Origin of the sequence: Pseudomonas sp. BAV 4579, assembly GCF_009765395.1 — a bacterium.
In the GTDB taxonomy this organism is placed as follows: domain Bacteria; phylum Pseudomonadota; class Gammaproteobacteria; order Pseudomonadales; family Pseudomonadaceae; genus Chryseomonas; species Chryseomonas aestiva.
Genome location: NZ_WHOV01000028.1, coordinates 57500 through 76463, shown reverse-complemented (window position 1 = coordinate 76463; position 18964 = coordinate 57500). Strand labels below are relative to the sequence as shown.

Annotated in this window: 16 protein-coding genes, 1 tRNA gene and 1 pseudogene; 12 read left to right on the top strand and 6 right to left on the bottom strand. The window is 65.7% G+C overall.

Features of this window, described 5'->3' with window-relative positions:
• Window positions 1–225: 225 nt before the first annotated feature.
• The 5 genes and pseudogenes from selD (at window position 226) to GSQ95_RS27105 (ending at window position 4831) form a co-directional block, all read left to right on the top strand.
• Window positions 226–1260, top strand: coding sequence for a selenide, water dikinase SelD (gene selD, locus GSQ95_RS08690; RefSeq protein ID WP_158891742.1), 1035 nt, complete (start codon window positions 226–228; stop codon window positions 1258–1260).
• A complete protein-coding gene (mnmH, locus tag GSQ95_RS08685) occupies window positions 1260–2360 on the top strand; it encodes a tRNA 2-selenouridine(34) synthase MnmH (RefSeq protein WP_158891744.1) in 1101 nt (366 codons plus the stop codon). The genes selD and mnmH overlap by 1 nt, the downstream gene beginning before the upstream one ends.
• Window positions 2361–2438: 78 nt before the next feature.
• The gene (locus GSQ95_RS08680) at window positions 2439–2729 is read left to right on the top strand and encodes a hypothetical protein (protein WP_133862481.1); all 291 of its coding nucleotides are present in this window, start codon (window positions 2439–2441) and stop codon (window positions 2727–2729) included.
• A gap of 149 nt (window positions 2730–2878) precedes the next feature.
• Window positions 2879–3946: pseudogene (locus GSQ95_RS27110) on the top strand (HAMP domain-containing protein); the annotation flags it as partial.
• Between the two features lie 21 nt (window positions 3947–3967).
• On the top strand, window positions 3968–4831 hold the full coding sequence (locus GSQ95_RS27105) for a methyl-accepting chemotaxis protein (protein ID WP_372241636.1): 864 nt from the start codon (window positions 3968–3970) through the stop codon (window positions 4829–4831).
• A 9-nt stretch (window positions 4832–4840) separates the two neighbouring features.
• Here GSQ95_RS27105 and GSQ95_RS08670 read toward each other — a convergent pair whose 3' ends face one another.
• From GSQ95_RS08670 to GSQ95_RS08655, 4 genes are read right to left on the bottom strand one after another with little or no spacing between them, the layout of a single operon-like run.
• Complete coding sequence (locus GSQ95_RS08670) at window positions 4841–5575, bottom strand: YciK family oxidoreductase (RefSeq protein ID WP_158891748.1); 735 nt, start codon at window positions 5573–5575, stop codon at window positions 4841–4843.
• Window positions 5576–5583: 8 nt separating this feature from the next.
• Window positions 5584–6255, bottom strand: coding sequence for an N-acetylmuramic acid 6-phosphate phosphatase MupP (gene mupP / locus GSQ95_RS08665; RefSeq protein ID WP_158891750.1), 672 nt, complete (start codon window positions 6253–6255; stop codon window positions 5584–5586).
• Between the two features lie 3 nt (window positions 6256–6258).
• Window positions 6259–6957, bottom strand: coding sequence for a bifunctional 2-polyprenyl-6-hydroxyphenol methylase/3-demethylubiquinol 3-O-methyltransferase UbiG (ubiG, locus tag GSQ95_RS08660; protein ID WP_059315629.1), 699 nt, complete (start codon window positions 6955–6957; stop codon window positions 6259–6261).
• Between the two features lie 32 nt (window positions 6958–6989).
• Window positions 6990–8315: a TRZ/ATZ family hydrolase gene (locus GSQ95_RS08655; RefSeq protein WP_158891752.1), complete on the bottom strand. Its 1326-nt coding sequence runs from the start codon at window positions 8313–8315 to the stop codon at window positions 6990–6992.
• Between the two features lie 118 nt (window positions 8316–8433).
• On the opposite strand from GSQ95_RS08655, the gene mtnA reads away from it, so the two are divergent.
• The 4 genes from mtnA to pheA all read left to right on the top strand — a co-directional run bounded on the left by mtnA (window position 8434) and on the right by pheA (window position 14760).
• Window positions 8434–9507, top strand: a complete 1074-nt coding sequence (gene mtnA, locus GSQ95_RS08650) for an S-methyl-5-thioribose-1-phosphate isomerase (protein ID WP_158891754.1) — start codon at window positions 8434–8436, stop codon at window positions 9505–9507.
• A 233-nt stretch (window positions 9508–9740) separates the two neighbouring features.
• Window positions 9741–12578 (top strand): DNA gyrase subunit A, encoded by a 2838-nt coding sequence (gyrA, locus tag GSQ95_RS08645; RefSeq protein ID WP_158891756.1) that lies wholly within the window; start codon window positions 9741–9743, stop codon window positions 12576–12578.
• Window positions 12578–13663, top strand: coding sequence for a 3-phosphoserine/phosphohydroxythreonine transaminase (serC, locus tag GSQ95_RS08640; RefSeq protein WP_158973773.1), 1086 nt, complete (start codon window positions 12578–12580; stop codon window positions 13661–13663). Before gyrA ends, serC begins: the two co-directional genes overlap by 1 nt.
• Window positions 13664–13665: 2 nt before the next feature.
• Window positions 13666–14760, top strand: coding sequence for a prephenate dehydratase (pheA, locus tag GSQ95_RS08635; protein WP_158892948.1), 1095 nt, complete (start codon window positions 13666–13668; stop codon window positions 14758–14760).
• Window positions 14761–14784: 24 nt separating this feature from the next.
• On the opposite strand, the gene bamE is transcribed toward pheA, so the two are convergent.
• Window positions 14785–15261: an outer membrane protein assembly factor BamE gene (gene bamE / locus GSQ95_RS08630; protein WP_158892950.1), complete on the bottom strand. Its 477-nt coding sequence runs from the start codon at window positions 15259–15261 to the stop codon at window positions 14785–14787.
• A gap of 288 nt (window positions 15262–15549) precedes the next feature.
• Here bamE and mgtE point away from each other — a divergent pair, with 288 nt between their 5' ends.
• On the top strand, window positions 15550–16995 hold the full coding sequence (gene mgtE / locus GSQ95_RS08625; RefSeq protein ID WP_372240057.1) for a magnesium transporter: 1446 nt from the start codon (window positions 15550–15552) through the stop codon (window positions 16993–16995).
• Window positions 16996–17046: 51 nt separating this feature from the next.
• Here the strand turns inward: mgtE and GSQ95_RS08620 are convergent, their stop codons facing one another.
• Window positions 17047–17361, bottom strand: coding sequence for an Arc family DNA-binding protein (locus tag GSQ95_RS08620; protein ID WP_007160462.1), 315 nt, complete (start codon window positions 17359–17361; stop codon window positions 17047–17049).
• Window positions 17362–17619: 258 nt separating this feature from the next.
• Here GSQ95_RS08620 and GSQ95_RS08615 point away from each other — a divergent pair.
• Together GSQ95_RS08615 and GSQ95_RS08610 are read left to right on the top strand one after the other, a co-directional pair.
• Window positions 17620–17696 (top strand) — tRNA-Arg (locus GSQ95_RS08615).
• Between the two features lie 245 nt (window positions 17697–17941).
• Complete coding sequence (locus GSQ95_RS08610; protein WP_158892952.1) at window positions 17942–18964, top strand: glycosyltransferase; 1023 nt, start codon at window positions 17942–17944, stop codon at window positions 18962–18964.

Sequence of the window (18964 nt, the reverse complement as noted above, 5' to 3'; positions counted from 1 at the left end):
CCAGTTCGTCAATCGCCGCACCGCCGCTCGCTTGTCCGGGGTCAGCTGGAGGTTTTCCACGAGGTTATCCACAGCAACTGTGGATTACCCTCAGAAAACAGCCCTTTTGCTTTGGCGGGCGATCTGTTAAGCGCGGCCGGTGCCCGCCAGCAGACGGGCATTTGCTACTATTACGCCCCTTCGCGCTGCCTGTCGAACCAGCGCCATCGCTGAACCGGAGTAACGATGACCGATCCCATTCGCCTCACCCAATACAGCCACGGTGCCGGTTGTGGCTGCAAGATCGCCCCCAAGACCCTGGAGACCATCCTGGCCGGCAGCGGCGCCCAGCACCTGGATCCGCGGCTGTGGGTGGGCAATGCCTCGCGCGACGACGCGGCGGTCTATGGGCTGGATGACGAGCGCGGGGTGGTCTCCACCACCGATTTCTTCATGCCTATCGTCGATGACCCCTTCGATTTCGGCCGCATCGCCGCCACCAATGCCATCAGCGACATCTACGCCATGGGTGGCGATCCGCTGCTGGCCATCGCCATCCTCGGCTGGCCGGTCAACGTGCTGCCGCCGGAAGTGGCGCGCGAAGTCATCGCCGGTGGCCGGCGGGTCTGCGACGAGGCCGGCATTCCCCTGGCTGGCGGTCATTCCATCGACGCCCCCGAGCCGATCTTCGGCCTGGCCGTCACCGGGATCGTGGAAAGGCGCCACCTCAAGCGCAACGACACCGCGACCCTGGGCAGTCGTCTCTATCTGACCAAGCCGCTGGGCATCGGCATCCTCACCACCGCCGAGAAGCGCGCCCTGCTGCGGCCCGAGGATCGCCATCTGGCGCGCGACACCATGTGCCAGCTCAATCGTCCCGGCAGTCGCTTCGGTCGCCTGACCGGGGTCACGGCGATGACCGACGTCACCGGCTTCGGCCTGCTCGGCCACCTGGTGGAGATGGCCGACGGCAGTGGCCTCACCGCCGAACTCGACTTCGCCGCCATCCCCCGCCTCGAAGGGGTGGAGTTCTACCTGCAGCAGGGCTGCGTGCCCGGCGGGACCGAGCGCAACTTCGACAGCTACGGCAGCCGTATCGCCCCGCTGGCCGAAGACCGCCGCCAACTGCTGTGCGATCCCCAGACCAGCGGCGGCCTGCTGGTGGCCGTGGCGCCCGAGGGCGAGGCGGAATTCCTCGCCGTCGCCGCGGAACTGGGCCTGGCCCTGCAACCCATAGGGCAACTGGTGGATCGGCGTGCCCATGCGGTCGAGGTGGCCTGATGAGCCAGCGTGAGGATGCCCGCGACCTGCAGGCGCTGTTCCTGAGCGATGTCCCCCTGGTCGATGTCCGCGCCCCCGTGGAGTTCGGCAAGGGTGCCTTTCCCCAGGCGACCAATCTGCCGCTGATGAACGACCTGGAACGCCAGCGCGTCGGCACCCGCTACAAGCAGCAGGGCCAGCAGGCGGCGCTGCAGCTGGGTCATCAACTGGTGTCCGGGGCGGTGAAGGAAACGCGCATCCAGGCCTGGGCCGACTTCGCCCGGGCGCATCCCGAGGGCTATCTCTATTGCTTTCGCGGCGGCTTGCGCTCGCAGATCAGCCAGGAATGGCTGCGCAGCGAAGCCGGCATTGCCTATCCACGGGTGGTGGGCGGCTACAAGGCCATGCGCACCTTCCTCATCGACACGCTGCAGCAGGCGCTCGCCGAGTGCGGCTTCGTGGTGGTGGGCGGCATGACCGGCACCGGCAAGACCGAGGTGGTGGCCCAGCTCGACAACGCCGTCGATCTCGAAGGTCACGCCAACCACCGGGGCTCCAGTTTCGGCAAGCGCGCCACGCCACAGCCGGGGCAGATCGATTTCGAGAACAGCCTGGCCATCGATCTGCTGCGGCGCCGCCATGCAGGGCAGGCGCAATTCGTGCTGGAAGACGAATCGCGCCTGGTCGGTCGCTGCTCCCTGCCACTGGAATTGCACCAGGGCATGCAGCAGTACCCCTTGGTCTGGCTGGAAGACAGCCGGGAAAACCGCATCGAGCGCATCCTGCGCGACTATGTCATCGACCTGGCGGCGGAATTCATCGGCCTGCACGGCCCCGAACAGGGCTTCGCGCTGTTCGCCGAGCAGTTGCGCAGGAGTCTTTCCGGCATCGCCAAGCGTCTGGGTGGGGAACGCTTCCAGCGGCTCTCGGCCATCCTCGAAGAGGCCCTGGCGGAGCAGGAGCGCTCGGGCGACGTCGCGGCCCATCGTGGCTGGATCGAGGGGCTGCTGGCGGAATACTACGACCCCATGTACGCCTATCAGCGCGAGAGCAAGGCCTCCCGGGTGATCTTCAGTGGCGATCAGGCCGCCGTGGTCGAATTTCTGCGCAACCGGCGCTGAACAGCCTCCACGCTTGGCGGTCTACGCTGCGGTTATCCGGCCGTTCCGGCCGGCTGCAGGTCGCAAGGAGACAAAGAGATGAAAGCGAAACTGGTTCCTGTTCTGGCCGCCACCCTGGCCGCCGTGGTACTCGCAGGATGCTCGGGCAAGGTGGTCAATCGCGATAGCTGCGCCGCCCAGACCCGTTCCGCCTGGCAGGAGCTCGACCTGGCCAAGGCCGAAGGCTTTTCCGGTACGGTGAGCTATTCCAAGGCGCTGGCGCTGCTGTCCACCGCCAAGACGCAACAGCAGGTCGAGGCCTACACCGGCTGCGTGAAGAATGCCGAAAAGGCGAGCTTCTATATTCGCGAGTCCCGCGCCGGTCGTTGAGTGGTCGTGCGGCTGGCAAACGGCCGCCATCCAAAGCGACGTCGGCATAACCGCGTGCGACGGATAGCGGCCCGTTAGCCCCCCAGCCCCTCAAGAATCGGCTTCTGCGGACGACAGCGTCGGTAGAACTCATTCCATTGGGGTGCCGTATGAAAGGGATTGCCCGCTATCGCCTGGCCAATTGGCGAACCGCGACCAAACTGGCCGTGGGCTTTGGCCTGGTGCTGCTGCTGACCCTGGTGGTGGCCGTGCAGGGCGGGCTCGCGCTCAAGGACGTGGAACATCGCTTCGGTTCCCTGCGCGACATGGCCGCGGTCAACCGGCAGGTGATGCAGCTCCGCGCCCTGGAGCAGGGTTTTCGCCTCAGCGGCGAGGCGGCCCAGGCCGAGCACCTGCGGCAGGCGCTGCCGGTGGTACTCGATCACCTGGGACAGCTCGCGGCCGAGGTGGGCAGTGCCAACGCGGCCGATATCGACGCCGCCCGCGCGGCCACCCAGGCCTACGGCGCCGCCTTCGCCGACTATGAGCGCCTCAACACCTCACGCCGTCTGGCCATGGAAGGAGCGGCCTTCCTCGTGGAGGGCGCGGCCAACAGCCTGGACATCCTCCAATCCGGCCTGCTGGATGACGGCGCCTATGCCCTCAAGGACTCCGGCGGCAAGCAGGGCGCCGAACTCCTGACCCTGTCGCAACAGGTCGGCGAACTCTATCGCCTGATGCTCAAGAGCCTCGACGAAGCCCAGGCGCGGGCGAGCAAGAGCACGGTGGACGACCAGCCGCTGCCGTCGGCCAGCGCCGCATTGGAGCTGTTGGCCAAGGTCGAGCCGCAACTGAGCGATCCGGCCTATTCCTCGGTCATCCAGGACGTCTCCACCAACATCAAGGAATTCATCCGCCGCCTGGGCGACTATGCCGCCGCCCTGGCCCAGGAGCAGGCCGCCGGCGCGCGCATGACCAACCTGGCCGAGACCGCCGTGCAGCGGGTCGATGCCCTTTACGGCCAACAGGAAGTCGAACTGCAGGCGATGATGACCAAGCGCCTGCTGACCATCGGTGGCGTGGCCCTGCTGGCGTTGATCGTCGGCACCCTGGCCGCGCTGATCATCACCCTGGCCATCGTTCAGCCGTTGCGCAAGGTGATCGCCGCTGCCGAACGCATCGCCCAGGGCCAGCTGGACGTCGAATTGACGGTGGATCGGGGTGACGAGATCGGCCAGCTGCAGAGATCCAGCGCCAGCATGGTGGCGGCGCTGCGCGGCATGGTCCTGCAGTTGCAGAGCGGTATCGGCCGACTCGGCCAGTCCGCGGCCGCCCTGGCCGAGCAGGCGCGCGAGGCGCAGCTGGGCGTGACCCGCCAGCGGGAGGAAACCGATCAGGTGGCTGCGGCCATGGCCGAATTGGCCGCCACGGCCCAGGGGGTCGCCGCGGACGCCGAGGCCGCTGCCGGTGCTGGCGATCAGGCCGAACGCCAGGTCAGCGATGGCCAGGCGGTGATCGGCCGCAGCCTGGCTGGTATCGAGACCCTGGGGGTGGACGTTCGCGCCGCTGCCGAGCGGCTCCAGGGCGTGTCCCACGACAGCCAGGCGATCAGCAGCGTGCTCGACGTGATCAAGGCGGTGGCCGAGCAGACCAATCTGCTGGCGCTCAACGCGGCCATCGAGGCGGCGCGCGCCGGGGAACAGGGTCGCGGCTTCGCCGTAGTCGCCGACGAGGTCCGCGCCCTGGCGCGCCGTACCCAGCAGTCGAGCGTCGAGATCGAACAGCTCATCGTGGTGCTGCAGAAGGGCAGTGGCGAGGCGGTCGCGCGGATGCAGCAGAGCGAGACCCTGCTGGCCGGGACCCTGGGCAGTGCCGGTGACACGCGGCGCGCCTTTGCCGGTATCGCCACGGCGGTGGCCAGCATCCAGCAGAAGAATCAGCAGATCGCCGCGGCAGCGGTCCAGCAGCGTGGGGTGGCCGAAGAGGTCGCGGTCAATGTGACGCGCATTCGCGACGGTGCCGATCAATCCAGTCAGGCGATGGCGGCGACGGCCTCGGCCAGCCGCGAGCTGGCTGAGCTGGGTGACGAACTTTCGCGCCTGGTGCAGCGCTTCCACGTCTGACCGGCGCTGTTACTGAGCGTTGAGCGCATGGCCGGTGGTGCCCTGGCTGGCCGGACCGAGCAGATAGAGATAGACCGGCAGGATGGCGTCCGCCGCAGGCACCCGGGCCGGGTCCTCCTCGGGATAGGCCGCCGCGCGCATGGCGGTACGGGTACCGCCCGGGTTGACGCTGTTGACCCGGATACCGGCTTCTTCAAGCTCCTCGGCCCAGACCTGCATCAGGCCTTCGGTGGCGAATTTGGACACCGAATAGGCGCCCCAGCCAGCCCGGCCCTGGCGACCGACACTGCTGGAGGTGAAGATGACCGAAGCCTCACCGGCAGCCTTGAGCAGGGGCAGCAGGGCCTGGGTCAGGGCGAAGCCGGCCTGGACGTTGACCTGCAGCACCTGCGCCAGGGCCGTGGCGGGCGTCTGCTCCAGCAGTACCCGCGGCCCCAGCAGGCCGGCGTTGTGCACCAGGCCATCCAGACGACCATGACGTCGCTGCAGGCGCTCAGCGACGGCGGCATAGGCCGCCGCATCGGCCTGTTCGAGATCCAGCACCAGGGTCTCGGCTCGGCCACCGCCGGCCTGGATCTCCTGGCGCACCTGCTCCAGCGCCGCGGCATCGCGGCCCTGGAGGATGAGGGTCGCGCCCAGGGCGGCGCAGCCCTTGGCCAGGGCGGCGCCGATGCCGCGATTGGCGCCGGTGACGAGGATGATCCGATCTTTGAGCAGCTCGGCCGGAGCCTGGTAGTCGAACATCTGAACCCCTAGCAGCCGCACAGTGCGCGATCGAGCAGCGCACGCAATTCCAGCGGATGGTCGATGATGGCGTCGGCACCCCAGTGCTCGGGGTGGTCGTCCGGATGGATGTAGCCGTAGCGCGCCGCCACCGTCTTGCTGCCGGCGGCGCGGCCCGACTCGATGTCGCGCAGGTCGTCGCCGATGAACAGGGCAGTCTGGGGATCGACATCCAGTTGCCGGCAGGCCAGCAGCACCATCTCCGGGTCCGGCTTGCTGTGCGTGACATGGTCCGGGCAGACCAGGCAGGCCGAGCGCTCGGCCAGGCCCAGGCGCTGCATGATGGGCTCGGCGAAGCGCACCGGCTTGTTGGTCACCACGCCCCAGCGCAGCCGGGCAGCGTCGAGATCACGCAGGATCTCCTCCATGCCGTCGAACAGCCGGGTATGGACCGCGCACTGCGTCTGGTAGCGCTCGAGAAATTCCAGGCGCAGCGGTTCGAGTTCGGCGCCCAGCGGATCGACCTCGAAGCCGGCCAGGACCATCGCCTTGGCACCGCCGGAAATGACGCCGCGAAGGCGGGCCTCGTCGGCCGCTGCCAGGCCCCGGTCCTGGCGCATGGCCTGGATGATGGCGATGAAATCCGGCGCCGTGTCCAGCAGGGTGCCGTCCATGTCGAAAAGGACCGCTTGCAGACGCATGGCCTAATCCTCGCGCTGGGTGCGCACCATGTAGTTCACCGTCACGTCGCCTTCCAGCTTGTATCTCTTGGTCAGCGGGTTGTAGGTGAGGCCGATGACGTCACGCAGATTGAGGCCGGCGGCGCGGGCCCAGGCCCCCAGCTCCGAGGGGCGGATGAACTTGCGGAAATCGTGGGTACCGCGCGGCAGCAGGCGCAGCACGTATTCGGCGCCGACGATGGCGAACAGATAGGCCTTGGGATTGCGGTTGATGGTGGAGAAGAACACCTGACCGCCCGGCTTGACCAGGTCGTGGCAGGCCTTGATCACCGAGGAGGGATCCGGCACGTGTTCGAGCATCTCCAGGCAGGTCACGATGTCGTAGGTGCCGGCGTGCTTGCGCGCGTGGTCCTCGGTGGTCTCCTGGATGTATTCCACCGGCACGCCGGATTCCAGCTGGTGCAGCCGGGCCACCGCCAGGGGCGCTTCGGCCATGTCGATGCCGGTCACCTGGGCACCACGTTGGGCCATGGCTTCGCTGAGGATGCCGCCACCGCAGCCGACGTCCAGCACCTTCTTGCCGGCCAGACCGGCGTGCTGGTCGATCCAGTTAACGCGCAGCGGGTTGATGTCGTGCAGCGGCTTGAATTCGCTCTCGCGGTCCCACCAGCGGTAGGCGAGGGCCTCGAACTTGGCGATCTCGGCGTTATCGACGTTGGACATGGTGTTCTCCAGAGGCAAGGGAGCGGGGCGCGTCAGGCGCCCTGCTGGATACGGGTGGCCCACTGCTGCGCATTGGCTATGAGTTCGGCCTCGTCCAGGCGCACGAGTTCGCTCTGGCGCAGCAGCGGCACGCCGCCGACCCAGACGTCGCTGACGCGATCGCGGCCGGTGGCATAGATGAGTTGCGAGACGGGGTCATAGAGCGGCTGCTGGGCGAGGCCGCTGAGGTCGACGGCGGTCAGGTCGGCCGCCTTGCCGACTTCCAGCGAACCCAGGCAGCGCTCCAGGCCCAGGGCGCGGGCGCCGTTCAGGGTGGCCATGCGCAACGCGCGGTGGGCATCCAGGGCGGTGGCCGAGCCGGCGACGGCCTTGGCCAGCAGGGCCGCGGTACGGATCTCGCCGAGCAGATCGAGGTCGTTGTTGCTGGCCGCGCCGTCGGTGCCGATGGCGACATTGACGCCGGCCTGCCAGAGGCGCTCCACCGGGCAGAAGCCGCTGGCCAGCTTGAGATTGGACTCGGGGCTGTGGATGACGTGGCTGTTGGTTTCGACCAGATTTTCCAGATCCTCGTCGTCCACCTGAGTCATGTGCACGGCTTGGAAGCGCGGGCCCAGCAGACCCAGGCGCCGTAGCCGGCTGAGCGGCCGTTCGCCGGTCTGCTCCAGCGCCTGCTCCACCTCGAAGGCGGTCTCGTGGACGTGCATCTGGATCGGCGCCTGCAACTGCTCGGCGAGTACCAGGATCTGTTCGAGCTTGGCGTCGGCCACGGTGTAGGGCGCATGGGGGCCGAAGGCCACGCTGATGCGCTCGTGCAGCTTCATGTCGTCGAACAGCTCCAGGCCGCGACGGATCATGTCGTCGGCGGTACGGGCGCCGGGAATCGGAAAATCGAGGATCGGCAGGCAGACCTGGGCGCGCACGCCGGTGCGATGGATCGCCTCGCAGGCCACCTGGGGATAGAAGTACATGTCCGAGAAGCAGGTGATGCCGCCACGGATCTGCTCGGCGATGGCCAGGGTGGTGCCGTCACGAACGAAATCTTCGTCGACCCAGCGCCCTTCGGCGGGCCAGATGTGATCCTGCAGCCAGGTCTGCAGCGGCAGGTCGTCGGCCATGCCGCGAAACAGCGTCATGGCGGCATGGCCATGGGCATTGATCAGCCCGGGGATCAGCACCTTGCCCGGCAGCTCCAGGGTCTCCTTGGCCGGCTGTCGTAAGGCCTCGGCGCGCGGCGCGAGCAGGGCGATGCAGCCGTCGCGCACACCCAGCGCGTAATCGCGCAGGACCACTCCGGCCGGCTCCACCGGCACGATCCAGCTGGGGAGCAACAAGAGGTCCAGGGGCGCGGGGGTGGGCATCTGCGGCGGTTCCAAGAGGGGCGAGCCGGCAGTATAGCGGTCCTTGCGGCGCTACCGCTAAATCCGCACGCCGATGCCGGTATACTGGCGGGCTACAGATTCAGGTCGAGGAGAGATCATGCGAGAGCGTCTGCTGGCGGCGGAAAAGATCAAGGCGATCGAGTGGCGGGACGGTGCCCTGCACCTGCTCGACCAGCGCCTGTTGCCGCTGCGCGAACACTGGGTGGCCTGTCACGGCGCCGCCGAGGTGGCCCAGGCCATCCGCGACATGCTGGTGCGAGGCGCGCCGGCCATCGGCATCAGCGCCGCCTATGGCGTGGTGCTGGGTGCCCGCCAGCGCGCCGCGGCGGGCGAGGACTGGCAAGCGACTGTCAACGCCGACTTTGAACTGCTGGCGGCCTCGCGGCCCACCGCGGTCAATCTTTTCTGGGCGCTCAACCGGATGCGCGAGCGCCTGGCGCGCACCGCGGGGGAGGGCGCCCTGGCGGCGCTGGAAGCCGAGGCAATAGCCATCCACCTGAGCGATCGCGAAGCCAACCTGACCATGGCCCAGCTGGGCGTCGAGCTGATCCGCAAGCACGACGCCAGCAAGCAGACCTTCCTGACCCACTGCAATACCGGTGCCCTGGCCACCGGCGGCTTCGGCACCGCCCTGGGCGTGTTGCGCGCGGCGCACCTGGACGGCCTGGTGGAATGCGTCCACGCCGACGAGACCCGCCCCTGGCTGCAGGGCTCGCGCCTCACCGCCTGGGAACTGGCCGGGGAGGGCATCCCGGTCAGCCTCAATGCCGATGCCGCCGCGGCGCACCTGATGAAGACGCGCAACGTCGCCTGGGTGATCGTCGGCGCCGATCGCATCACCGCCAATGGCGATGTGGCCAACAAGATCGGCACCTACAACCTGGCGGTCATCGCCATGCACCACGGGGTGCGCTTCATGGTGGTGGCGCCCAGCTCCACCATCGACATGAAGCTCGCGTCCGGTGACGACATCCCCATCGAGGAGCGCGCCGGTCACGAGTTGCTGGAAGTGGGCGGGCAGCGCATCGCCGCCGGCGTGGAGGCCTTCAATCCGGTGTTCGACGTCACCCCGGCCGATCTCATCGACGCCATCGTCACCGAGCGCGGTGTGGTGGAGCGTCCGGACGCCAAGAAGATGGCCGAGCTGATGAATCGCCGACGCCTGCATTGAGGTGATCGTCAGGGGCGGATACATCCCTGAATGTGTTAGAATTTCGCTCTTTGCACAGGCTTTGTCCGAAAGCCCTCGGCAGGCGGTGATGCAGTGCCGAAAACCGGTTGGAGCGCCTCTTGCGCCGCCGGTGGCAGGCGCCGCCAGACGGGCTTTCGCCTCTCCTATATCAGGCTCGGCCGACGTGCGGACGAGCCCTAGCGCTTTTCAGATCAGAAGGAACCAGGCTTCTCATGGGTGAACTGGCCAAAGAAATCCTCCCGGTCAATATCGAAGACGAATTGCGGCAGTCGTATCTCGACTACGCGATGAGCGTCATCGTCGGCCGGGCCCTGCCGGATGTGCGCGACGGCCTCAAGCCGGTGCACCGGCGCGTGCTCTACGCCATGAGCGAGCTGGGCAACGACTGGAACAAGCCGTACAAGAAATCCGCCCGTGTGGTGGGTGACGTCATCGGTAAGTACCACCCCCACGGCGACACCGCCGTCTACGACACCATCGTGCGGATGGCCCAGCCCTTCTCGCTGCGCTACATGCTGGTGGACGGCCAGGGCAACTTCGGTTCGGTGGACGGCGACAACGCCGCGGCCATGCGTTACACCGAAGTGCGGATGTCCAAGCTCGCCCACGAACTGCTGGCCGACCTGGACAAGGAAACCGTCGACTGGGTGCCCAACTACGACGGCACCGAGCAGATCCCGGCGGTGATGCCCACGCGCATCCCCAACCTGCTGGTCAACGGTTCCAGCGGCATCGCGGTCGGCATGGCCACCAACATCCCGCCGCACAATCTCGGCGAAGTGATCGATGGCTGCCTGGCGCTGATCGAGAACAGCGAGCTGACCGTCGATGACCTGATGCAGTACATCCCTGGTCCGGACTTCCCGACCGCGGGCATCATCAACGGTCGTGCCGGCATCATCGAGGCCTATCGCACCGGTCGTGGGCGCATCTATGTGCGGGCCCGCGCCGAGGTCGAGGACATCGACAAGAGCGCCAATCGCCAGCAGATCGTCATCACCGAGCTGCCCTACCAGCTCAACAAGGCACGGCTGATCGAGAAGATCGCCGAGCTGGTGAAAGAGAAGAAGATCGAAGGCATCACCGAGCTGCGCGACGAGTCCGACAAGGACGGCATGCGCGTGGTCATCGAGCTGCGTCGCGGCGAAACCCCCGAGGTGGTGCTCAACAACCTCTACGCCCAGACCCAGCTGCAGACGGTATTCGGCATCAACGTGGTGGCCCTGCTCGACGGCCAGCCGCGGACCCTGAACCTCAAGGAACTGCTGGAAGCCTTCATCCGTCACCGCCGTGAAGTGGTGACCCGGCGGACCGTCTACGAATTGCGCAAGGCGCGCGAGCGTGGCCATATCCTCGAAGGCCAGGCGGTCGCCCTGTCCAACATCGATCCGGTCATCGAGCTGATCAAGAGCTCGCCGACCCCGGCCGAAGCCAAGGAACGCCTGATCGCCACGCCCTGGGAATCCAGCGCGGTACGCGAGATGGTCGAGCGCGCCGGCGCCGATTCCTGCCGTCCGGACGAACTGCCCGAGCAGTATGGTCTGCACGACGGCAAATACCACCTCTCCCCGGAACAGGCCCAGGCGATTCTCGACCTGCGCCTGCACCGCCTGACCGGCCTGGAGCACGAGAAGCTCATCGCCGAGTATCAGGAAATCCTGCTGCAGATCGGCGAGCTGATCCGCATCCTGACCAACCCCGAGCGGCTGATGGAAGTCATCCGTGAGGAGTTGGAAAAGGTCAAGGCCGAGTTCGGCGACAAGCGTCGCACCGAGATCATCGCCTCCCAGGTGGACCTGACCATCGCCGACCTCATCACCGAGGAAGACCGCGTCGTCACCATCTCCCATGGCGGCTACGCCAAGTCCCAGCCGCTGCACGCCTACCAGGCCCAGCGCCGGGGCGGTCGCGGCCGTTCGGCCTCGGCGGTCAAGGAAGAGGACTACATCGAGCACCTGCTGGTCGCCAACAGCCATACCACCCTGTTGCTGTTCTCCAGTCTGGGCAAGGTCTACTGGAAGCGTACCTACGAGATCCCCGAGGCCTCCCGCGCCGCCCGTGGCCGGCCGCTGGTCAACCTGCTGCCGCTGGCCGAAGGCGAGCGCATCACCGCTATGCTGCCGGTCGATCTGGAAGCCGTGCGCCAGCAGGCGCCGATCGGTGAAGAAGACCTGGGCGAGCAGGACGACAATCTGGACATCGAAGATGCCGTGCTGGTGGAAGACGACATCGAGAGCGAAGGGGAAGGCGAAGAGGGCGAGCTCCTTGATGCCGGCCAGGATGAGCCCACCGGCGCCTTCATCTTCATGGCCACCCGCAATGGCACCGTGAAGAAGACCCCGCTGGTGCAGTTCAGCCGTCCGCGCAGCAATGGCCTGATCGCGCTGAAGCTGGAGGAGGGCGACAGCCTGATCGCCGCCGCCATCACCGACGGTGCCCGCGAAGTCATGCTGTTCTCCGACGGTGGCAAGGTCATCCGCTTCAAGGAGCGCCATGTGCGCACCATGGGCCGTACCGCCCGCGGCGTGCGCGGCATGCGCCTGGCCGAAAGCCAGCGCCTGATTTCCATGCTGATCCCCGAGCCGGGCGCCGAGATCCTCACCGCCAGCCTCAACGGCTTCGGCAAGCGCACCGCCATGGCCGAATACCCGCAGCGCGGCCGCGGGGGCCAGGGCGTGATCGCCATGGTCATCAACGAGCGCAACGGTCCCCTGATCGGCGCCATCCAGGTGCTGGACGGCGAAGAGATCATGCTGATCTCGGACCAGGGCACCCTGGTGCGTACCCCGGTCGAAGGCATCTCCCGGACCGGCCGTAATACCCAGGGCGTCACCCTGATCAAGCTCGGCAAGGGCGAGAAGCTGGTGGGCCTGGAGCGGGTGCAGGAGCCTTCGGTGGACGAAGAGCTGCTGGATCACGAAGCCGAACTGGACGACGAGGTGCTCGACAAGGAGTTGCCGGTCGACAGCCACGAGCCGGACCAGGACGATGTGCTGCCCGGTGCCAGCGACGTACCGAGCGATGACCTTCCCAACGAGGATGACGAGTGATGAGCAAGCGTGCCTACAACTTCTGCGCCGGCCCGGCGGCCCTGCCTGAAGCTGTGCTGCGCCAGGCCCAGGCCGATCTGCTGGATTGGCAGGGCCGTGGCCTGTCGGTGATGGAGATGAGCCATCGCGGTGAAGACTTCACCGCCATCTCGAGCCAGGCCGAGGCCGATCTGCGCGAGTTGCTGGGTGTTCCCGGCAACTACAAGGTGCTGTTCCTGCAGGGCGGTGCCAGCCTGCAATTCGCCCAGCTGGCGATGAACCTGATGCCCGAGGGCGGCACTGCCGACTACATCGACACCGGCATCTGGTCGCGCAAGGCCATCGAGCAGGCGCAGCACTATGGCACCGTCAATGTCGCCGCCAGCGCCAAGGGCTACGACTACTTCGCCATTCCGGGGCAGCACGAGTGGCAGCTGTCCAAGGATGCCGCCTACGTTCACTACACCCCCAACGAGACCATCGGCGGCCTGGAGTTCGACTGGATTCCGGACGTGGGCGATGTGCCCCTGGTGGCGGATGCCTCTTCCGACATCCTCTCGCGTCCGCTGGACGTCTCGCGCTTCGGGCTGATCTACGCCGGCGCACAGAAGAACATCGGGCCCAGCGGTCTGGTGGTGGTGATCGTCCGCGAAGACCTGCTGGGTCGCGCCCGCGCCGCCTGCCCGACGCTGCTGGACTACAAGGTCGAGGCCGACAACGGCTCCATGTACAACACGCCGGCGACCTTCTCCTGGTACCTGTCGGGGCTGGTGTTCAAGTGGCTGAAGGAGCAGGGCGGCCTGCCCGCCATGGAGCGCCTGAATCGCCAGAAGAAAGAGCTGCTGTACGGCTTCATCGACGCCAGCGACTTCTACAGCAATCCCATCGCCCAGAACGACCGCTCCTGGATGAACGTACCCTTCCGCCTGGCGGACGAGCGCCTCGACAAGGCGTTCCTCGAGGGCGCCGAGGCACGTGGGCTGCTGTATCTGCAGGGGCATCGTTCGGTGGGCGGCATGCGCGCCTCCATCTACAATGCCGTCACCCTGGAGGCCGTCCAGGTGCTGGTGAATTATCTGGCCGAATTCGAGAAGGAGCACGGCTGATCATGTCGGAACACGAGCTCAAGGCCCTGCGCCTGCGTATCGACAGTCTGGACGAACGCATCCAGGACCTGATCAGCGAACGCGCTCGCTGCGCCCAGGACGTGGCGCGAGTCAAGATGGGAACGCTGGCGGAAGGCGAAAAGCCCGTGTTCTACCGGCCCGAGCGCGAAGCCCAGGTCCTCAAGCGGGTCATGGAGCGCAACGGCGGTCCGGTCCGTGACGAAGACATGGCGCGACTGTTCCGCGAGATCATGTCCTGCTGCCTGGCCCTGGAAGAGCCGCTGCACGTGGCCTATCTCGGCCCGGAAGGCACCTTCTCCCAGGCCGCGGCGCTCAAGCACTTCGGCAAGGCGGTGGTGACCCGGCCCATGGCGGCCATCGACGAGGTGTTCCGCGAGGTTGCCGCCGGTGCCTCCCAGTTCGGCGTGGTGCCAGTGGAGAATTCCACCGAGGGTGCGGTCAACCACACCCTGGACAGCTTCCTCGAGCACAACCTGTCGATCTGTGGCGAGGTGGAATTGCGTATCCACCACCATCTGCTGATCGGCGAAAACACCAAGGCCGACAGCATCACCCGCATCTATTCCCACGCCCAGTCGCTGGCTCAGTGCCGCAAGTGGCTGGACTCCTATTACCCGAGCGTCGAGCGGGTAGCGGTGGCCAGCAACGCCGAAGCGGCGCGGCGGGTGAAGGGGGAGTGGAACAGCGCGGCCATTGCCGGCGACATGGCGGCCTCGCTCTACGGCCTGACGCCGGTTCAGCAGAAGATCGAGGACCGTCCGGACAACTCCACGCGCTTCCTCATCATCGGCAACCAGGACGTGCCGCCCAGTGGCGACGACAAGACCTCCATCATCGTCTCCATGCAGAACAAGCCGGGCGCCCTGCATGAGCTGCTGTTGCCGTTCCACACCAACAACATCGACCTCAGCCGGATCGAGACGCGGCCTTCGCGCAGCGGCAAGTGGACCTATGTCTTCTTCATCGACTTCCTTGGCCACCAGGCCGATCCGCTGATCCGCGATGTCCTGGAGCGTCTGTCCACCGGCGCCGTGGCGCTCAAGGTCCTCGGTTCCTATCCCCGCGCCGTACTCTGACGGAGCAGGCGTTGGTTGCGGGCGTCAGCGGCGACGCACGCAGCCGTGCTCGTCGAAGGTCACCAGCCGCGTGCGGTCCTTGCGCTGGCGCGCCTCGTAGTGATAGCGGGTCAGGGCATCCAGCTGGGAAATCCGCTGCGGTGGCCCCAGGGCGTTCTCCACGTCCGCCCGGCTCATGCCGACCTTGACCTGTCCGCGGATGATCGCCTGGCGCCTTGCGCTGGCGCTGAGCAGATCGCCACAGCCATCCGTCTTGGCTGCCACCACCGTGGGCGGGCGCGCGACGTCCTTGCGGGGCGCGGCCCTGGGTTTCGCCATCAGCGTGGGTTTGGCGCCGCCCGGACGGGGACTGTCCGCGCGCTGCAGCCGGCTGTCGCTGTCCGAGGCGCAACCGCTGGCGGAAAAGGTGAGGTGGCCGCTGGCGTCTTCGCAGCGATACACCGTGGCGGCCTGGGCGGTGGTGCACCCCAGCAGCAGGCCGAGCACGAGTAGCTTCTTCATGGGACGTCCTCCTTGACGTAGGGGCTCAAGCTTAGCGAAGCCAGAGAGGTTCGGCGAGGGCCGGAAGCGTGCTCTCGTAGCCTTGCGGAAGCCTTGCAAATAGCTGTTTTGAAACCCTTTTGCCTTCGCACCCGTAAGCGGTCCGGTGTATCATCCCCGCCGTCAGCCCCGCCGGGGCAGTGGTTATCCCCCCTTATGGACTTACCCAGTCAATACTCAATCGCCTTTTTCGTCCCGTTGTTGAGTTAGGGTTCGTCGGTGCGCTCCGCCGGCGGGCCGGAGTGCGCTATGACCGTAGTGAACGAAGCAGAAATCAGAAAGCCCCACGAGACGCTGCAGGAGCGGCTCGCCCAGGTCGTGGAGTTGCTGGAGCGCTACGACCTCGCTGTCGAGGCGCGTGAAGACCACGACCGCGCCCCCGTATCCCCCGCCGATATTCCCGAAGAGGGCCTCGAAGAGCTGCGTGCCCGCCTGGACGAGCTGCACCCGGCCGACGTCGCCTTCATCCTCGAAGCCCTGCCGCGGGAAGACCGCCTGACCGTCTGGGGGCTGGTCAAGACCGAGCGCGATGGCGAGATTCTGCTCGAAGTCTCGGACGCGGTCCGCGAGACCCTGATCGCCGACATGGACGATCAGGAAATCCTCGCGGTGGCCGGCCAGCTCGACGCCGACGAACTCGCCGACCTGGCGCCGGATCTGCCGCGCGATGTCGTTCACGAGCTCATGGACGCCCTCGATGCCCAGCAGCGCGAGCGGGTGCGCTCCGCGCTGTCCTACGAAGAGGATCAGGTCGGCGCGCTGATGGACTTCGAGATGGTGACCATCCGTGACGACGTCGCCCTGGAAGTGGTGCTGCGCTACCTGCGGCGGCTGAAAGAGCTGCCCGACCATACCGACAAGCTATTCGTGGTCGATAACGACAGCATCCTCAAGGGCGTTCTGCCGATCAAGCGCCTGCTGGTCAACGATCCGGAAAAGCTGGTGGTCGAGGTCATGGCCAAGGAGGCGGTGGCCTTCCATCCTGATGGCGATGCCTATGACGCGGCTCAAGCGTTCGAGCGCTATGACCTGGTTTCGGCGCCGGTGGTGGACAAGAACGACAAGCTGGTCGGTCGTCTCACCATCGACGAGATGGTCGACCTGATCCGCGAGGAAAGCGAAAGCGAAGTCCTCAACATGGCCGGTCTGCGCGAAGACGAAGACGTCTTCGCCTCGGTGTGGAAGTCGGTGGGCAATCGCTGGACCTGGCTGGCCACCAACCTCATCACGGCCTTCATCGCTTCGCGGGTCATCGGCCTGTTCGAGGGTTCGATCGAGAAGCTGGTGGCCCTGGCCGCGCTCATGCCCATTGTGGCGGGCATCGGCGGCAACTCGGGCAACCAGGCCATCACCATGATCGTCCGCGCCATGGCCCTGGGGCAGATCAGCGTCACCAGCACCGCACGGCTGCTGCGCAAGGAAATGGGCGTCGCCCTGTGCAATGGCGTCATCTGGGGTGGGGTGATAGGGCTGGTGGCCTTCTATCTCTATAGCAGCTGGTCGCTGGGCCTGGTGATGATGGGCGCCATGACCCTCAATCTGCTGCTGGCCGCCTTCATGGGGGTGCTGATTCCCATGACCCTGCAGCGCTTCGGTCGCGACCCGGCCATGGGGTCGAGTGTACTGATCACCGCGGTGACCGACAGCGGCGGCTTCTTCATATTCTTGGGACTCGCTACCCTGTTCCTGATGTAGGGCAGGGTAGGGTTCTCCGGGCTGCCCAGGGGCAGGACAGCCCGGACGCCGTCAGGATGCGGCGTCGATGTCGTGGGCGATCAGCGAGATCAGGGCGTTCTGCTGACGACCCGACAGCTGCCGAAAGCGCTGCAGCAACTCCCGCTCGCTGGCGGTGATCTCCGGACTGTCCAGGCGAAGCCCGGGTTCGTCGCCAAGGGCGCCCTCTTGCTGCAAGCTCTGCTCGAGACGCGCGATGATTTCGGAGTTCATGCTGCGATGATGGTTGCGGGCCACATCCGCGATGCGCTCTCGCATGCCCTCGGGCAGACGCACGACGAATTTGTCAGCGGTACGGCTTGAGTAGGATCTAATGGCCTGGGTCATTGAGGTACTTCACCTGGAGTCAAAAATCAGTGAAGGCATAAGCCCTCGTCTCGTTCCGCTAGCACTCACGGTACCTTGGACTCTGTAACCACCTGTCCCTAGGTATTTGTTTTTATTGACGTCAATTTACCGACGTAAACAACAAATTGCAAAGCTGCCGAAGAACTTCATGCCGTTGTCCGTCCTCGCGCACTGCGGCGCTGCCGAACCGGAACATGACAAACCCTCCGCTGCTCGTTACCATGAGCGCCCTTTCCTGTCCCAGTAGCTCAATTGGATAGAGCATCCCCCTCCTAAGGGGAAGGTTGGTGGTTCGACCCCACTCTGGGACACCAGATTCCTTTCCAGCACCTCTCCTCGCGATCCGACGCCTTCAGGTGCCCTTGCCGAACCGTTACAGCAGTTTGGAGGATAGGGCAAAAACAGCGACTTTGTCCGACTTCCAGCCTCTTCCAGTGGCGATTTGTGGCTGTGATCACAGCATAGAGCAGCAGACGAAAACCTGCCGAATTTATCTGTACTCTCCGTTGGCTAACCGTCTGCATTGCTTGTATCTGGAGCGCCTCTGGAGGTTCGCGTCATGGCCTTTTATCCCGTCCTACTTTCAGTCGTGTTCGTCGTTCGTAATCAGGCTGCCGAGTTGCAGAGCGTGCTCGAGCGCGCGGCAACTGTTATCGGTCCCTTGGTAAGTGACTACGAACTTATCATTGTCGACAACGCCTCCGCTGATGACAGCGTAGCTCGACTCAAACAACTCACCAGCATTTCGGGCCTGCCCAACCTGCAGGTATATGCCCTGACCAAGGAAGTGGACTCTGATACCGCTGCCTGGGTGGGTCTGGAGAATGCGCTGGGTGACTTCGCAGTCGTCATAGATCCGGAAACCGATGACATCGCCTTCTTGCCTGACATGCTGCAACAGGCGGCCGGCGGCGTCGACGTGGTGTTCGCCAACAATCAGCAGAAAGTTCGGCAGACCCTGTCCTACAGTCTTTGCTCCAGAGGTTTCAACAGTCTCTACAAGCAATTCAACGGGGTCGATCTGGCCAAGGATGCGCCCCAGTACCGGATGCTCAGCAAGAAGGTCATCAATTACATCCTGCGCCATCCCGCGCCGGCATTGACCTACCGCCACCTGCCGGCGACGGCGGGCTTCTCCCGTACCAATCTCGAATACAGCGTGCCGCCGCGCAGTACCAAACCTAAGAGGCTGTCCGGCAGTTTCGATCGCGGTGCCCGTCTGCTGGTGTCCTCCACCCGCAAGCCCATGCGCATGGTCAGTTTCCTGTCGATCTTGGGGGCGCTGTCCAACCTGCTCTACTCCATCTACGTCATCGCCATCGGCTTGTTCAAGGATGACGTCGCACCGGGTTGGGTGACGATTTCATTACAGCAGTCCGGCATGTTCTTTCTCATTTCGCTGGTCCTGCTCGTCCTTGGCGAATATGTCCTGCAGTTGACTCACAGAGTCAACGAAGGACCGCTCTATCATGTCGCCCAGGAGTTCACGAGTGCAGTCATGACGCGCCGTGACAAGCTCAATGTCGAAGTAGTGCAGGGCGGTAATGCCGCAGGACCGGCTACTCAATTTGGCATGGCCTGA

Coding starts and splice junctions, on each gene's coding strand:
- selD (WP_158891742.1), top strand. CDS start 226: ATGACCGATCCCATTCGCCTCACCCAATACAGCCACGGTGCCGGTTGT.
- mnmH (WP_158891744.1), top strand. CDS start 1,260: ATGAGCCAGCGTGAGGATGCCCGCGACCTGCAGGCGCTGTTCCTGAGC.
- GSQ95_RS08680 (WP_133862481.1), top strand. CDS start 2,439: ATGAAAGCGAAACTGGTTCCTGTTCTGGCCGCCACCCTGGCCGCCGTG.
- GSQ95_RS27105 (WP_372241636.1), top strand. CDS start 3,968: ATGGTGGCGGCGCTGCGCGGCATGGTCCTGCAGTTGCAGAGCGGTATC.
- GSQ95_RS08670 (WP_158891748.1), bottom strand. CDS start 5,575: ATGTTCGACTACCAGGCTCCGGCCGAGCTGCTCAAAGATCGGATCATC.
- mupP (WP_158891750.1), bottom strand. CDS start 6,255: ATGCGTCTGCAAGCGGTCCTTTTCGACATGGACGGCACCCTGCTGGAC.
- ubiG (WP_059315629.1), bottom strand. CDS start 6,957: ATGTCCAACGTCGATAACGCCGAGATCGCCAAGTTCGAGGCCCTCGCC.
- GSQ95_RS08655 (WP_158891752.1), bottom strand. CDS start 8,315: ATGCCCACCCCCGCGCCCCTGGACCTCTTGTTGCTCCCCAGCTGGATC.
- mtnA (WP_158891754.1), top strand. CDS start 8,434: ATGCGAGAGCGTCTGCTGGCGGCGGAAAAGATCAAGGCGATCGAGTGG.
- gyrA (WP_158891756.1), top strand. CDS start 9,741: ATGGGTGAACTGGCCAAAGAAATCCTCCCGGTCAATATCGAAGACGAA.
- serC (WP_158973773.1), top strand. CDS start 12,578: ATGAGCAAGCGTGCCTACAACTTCTGCGCCGGCCCGGCGGCCCTGCCT.
- pheA (WP_158892948.1), top strand. CDS start 13,666: ATGTCGGAACACGAGCTCAAGGCCCTGCGCCTGCGTATCGACAGTCTG.
- bamE (WP_158892950.1), bottom strand. CDS start 15,261: ATGAAGAAGCTACTCGTGCTCGGCCTGCTGCTGGGGTGCACCACCGCC.
- mgtE (WP_372240057.1), top strand. CDS start 15,550: ATGACCGTAGTGAACGAAGCAGAAATCAGAAAGCCCCACGAGACGCTG.
- GSQ95_RS08620 (WP_007160462.1), bottom strand. CDS start 17,361: ATGACCCAGGCCATTAGATCCTACTCAAGCCGTACCGCTGACAAATTC.
- GSQ95_RS08610 (WP_158892952.1), top strand. CDS start 17,942: ATGGCCTTTTATCCCGTCCTACTTTCAGTCGTGTTCGTCGTTCGTAAT.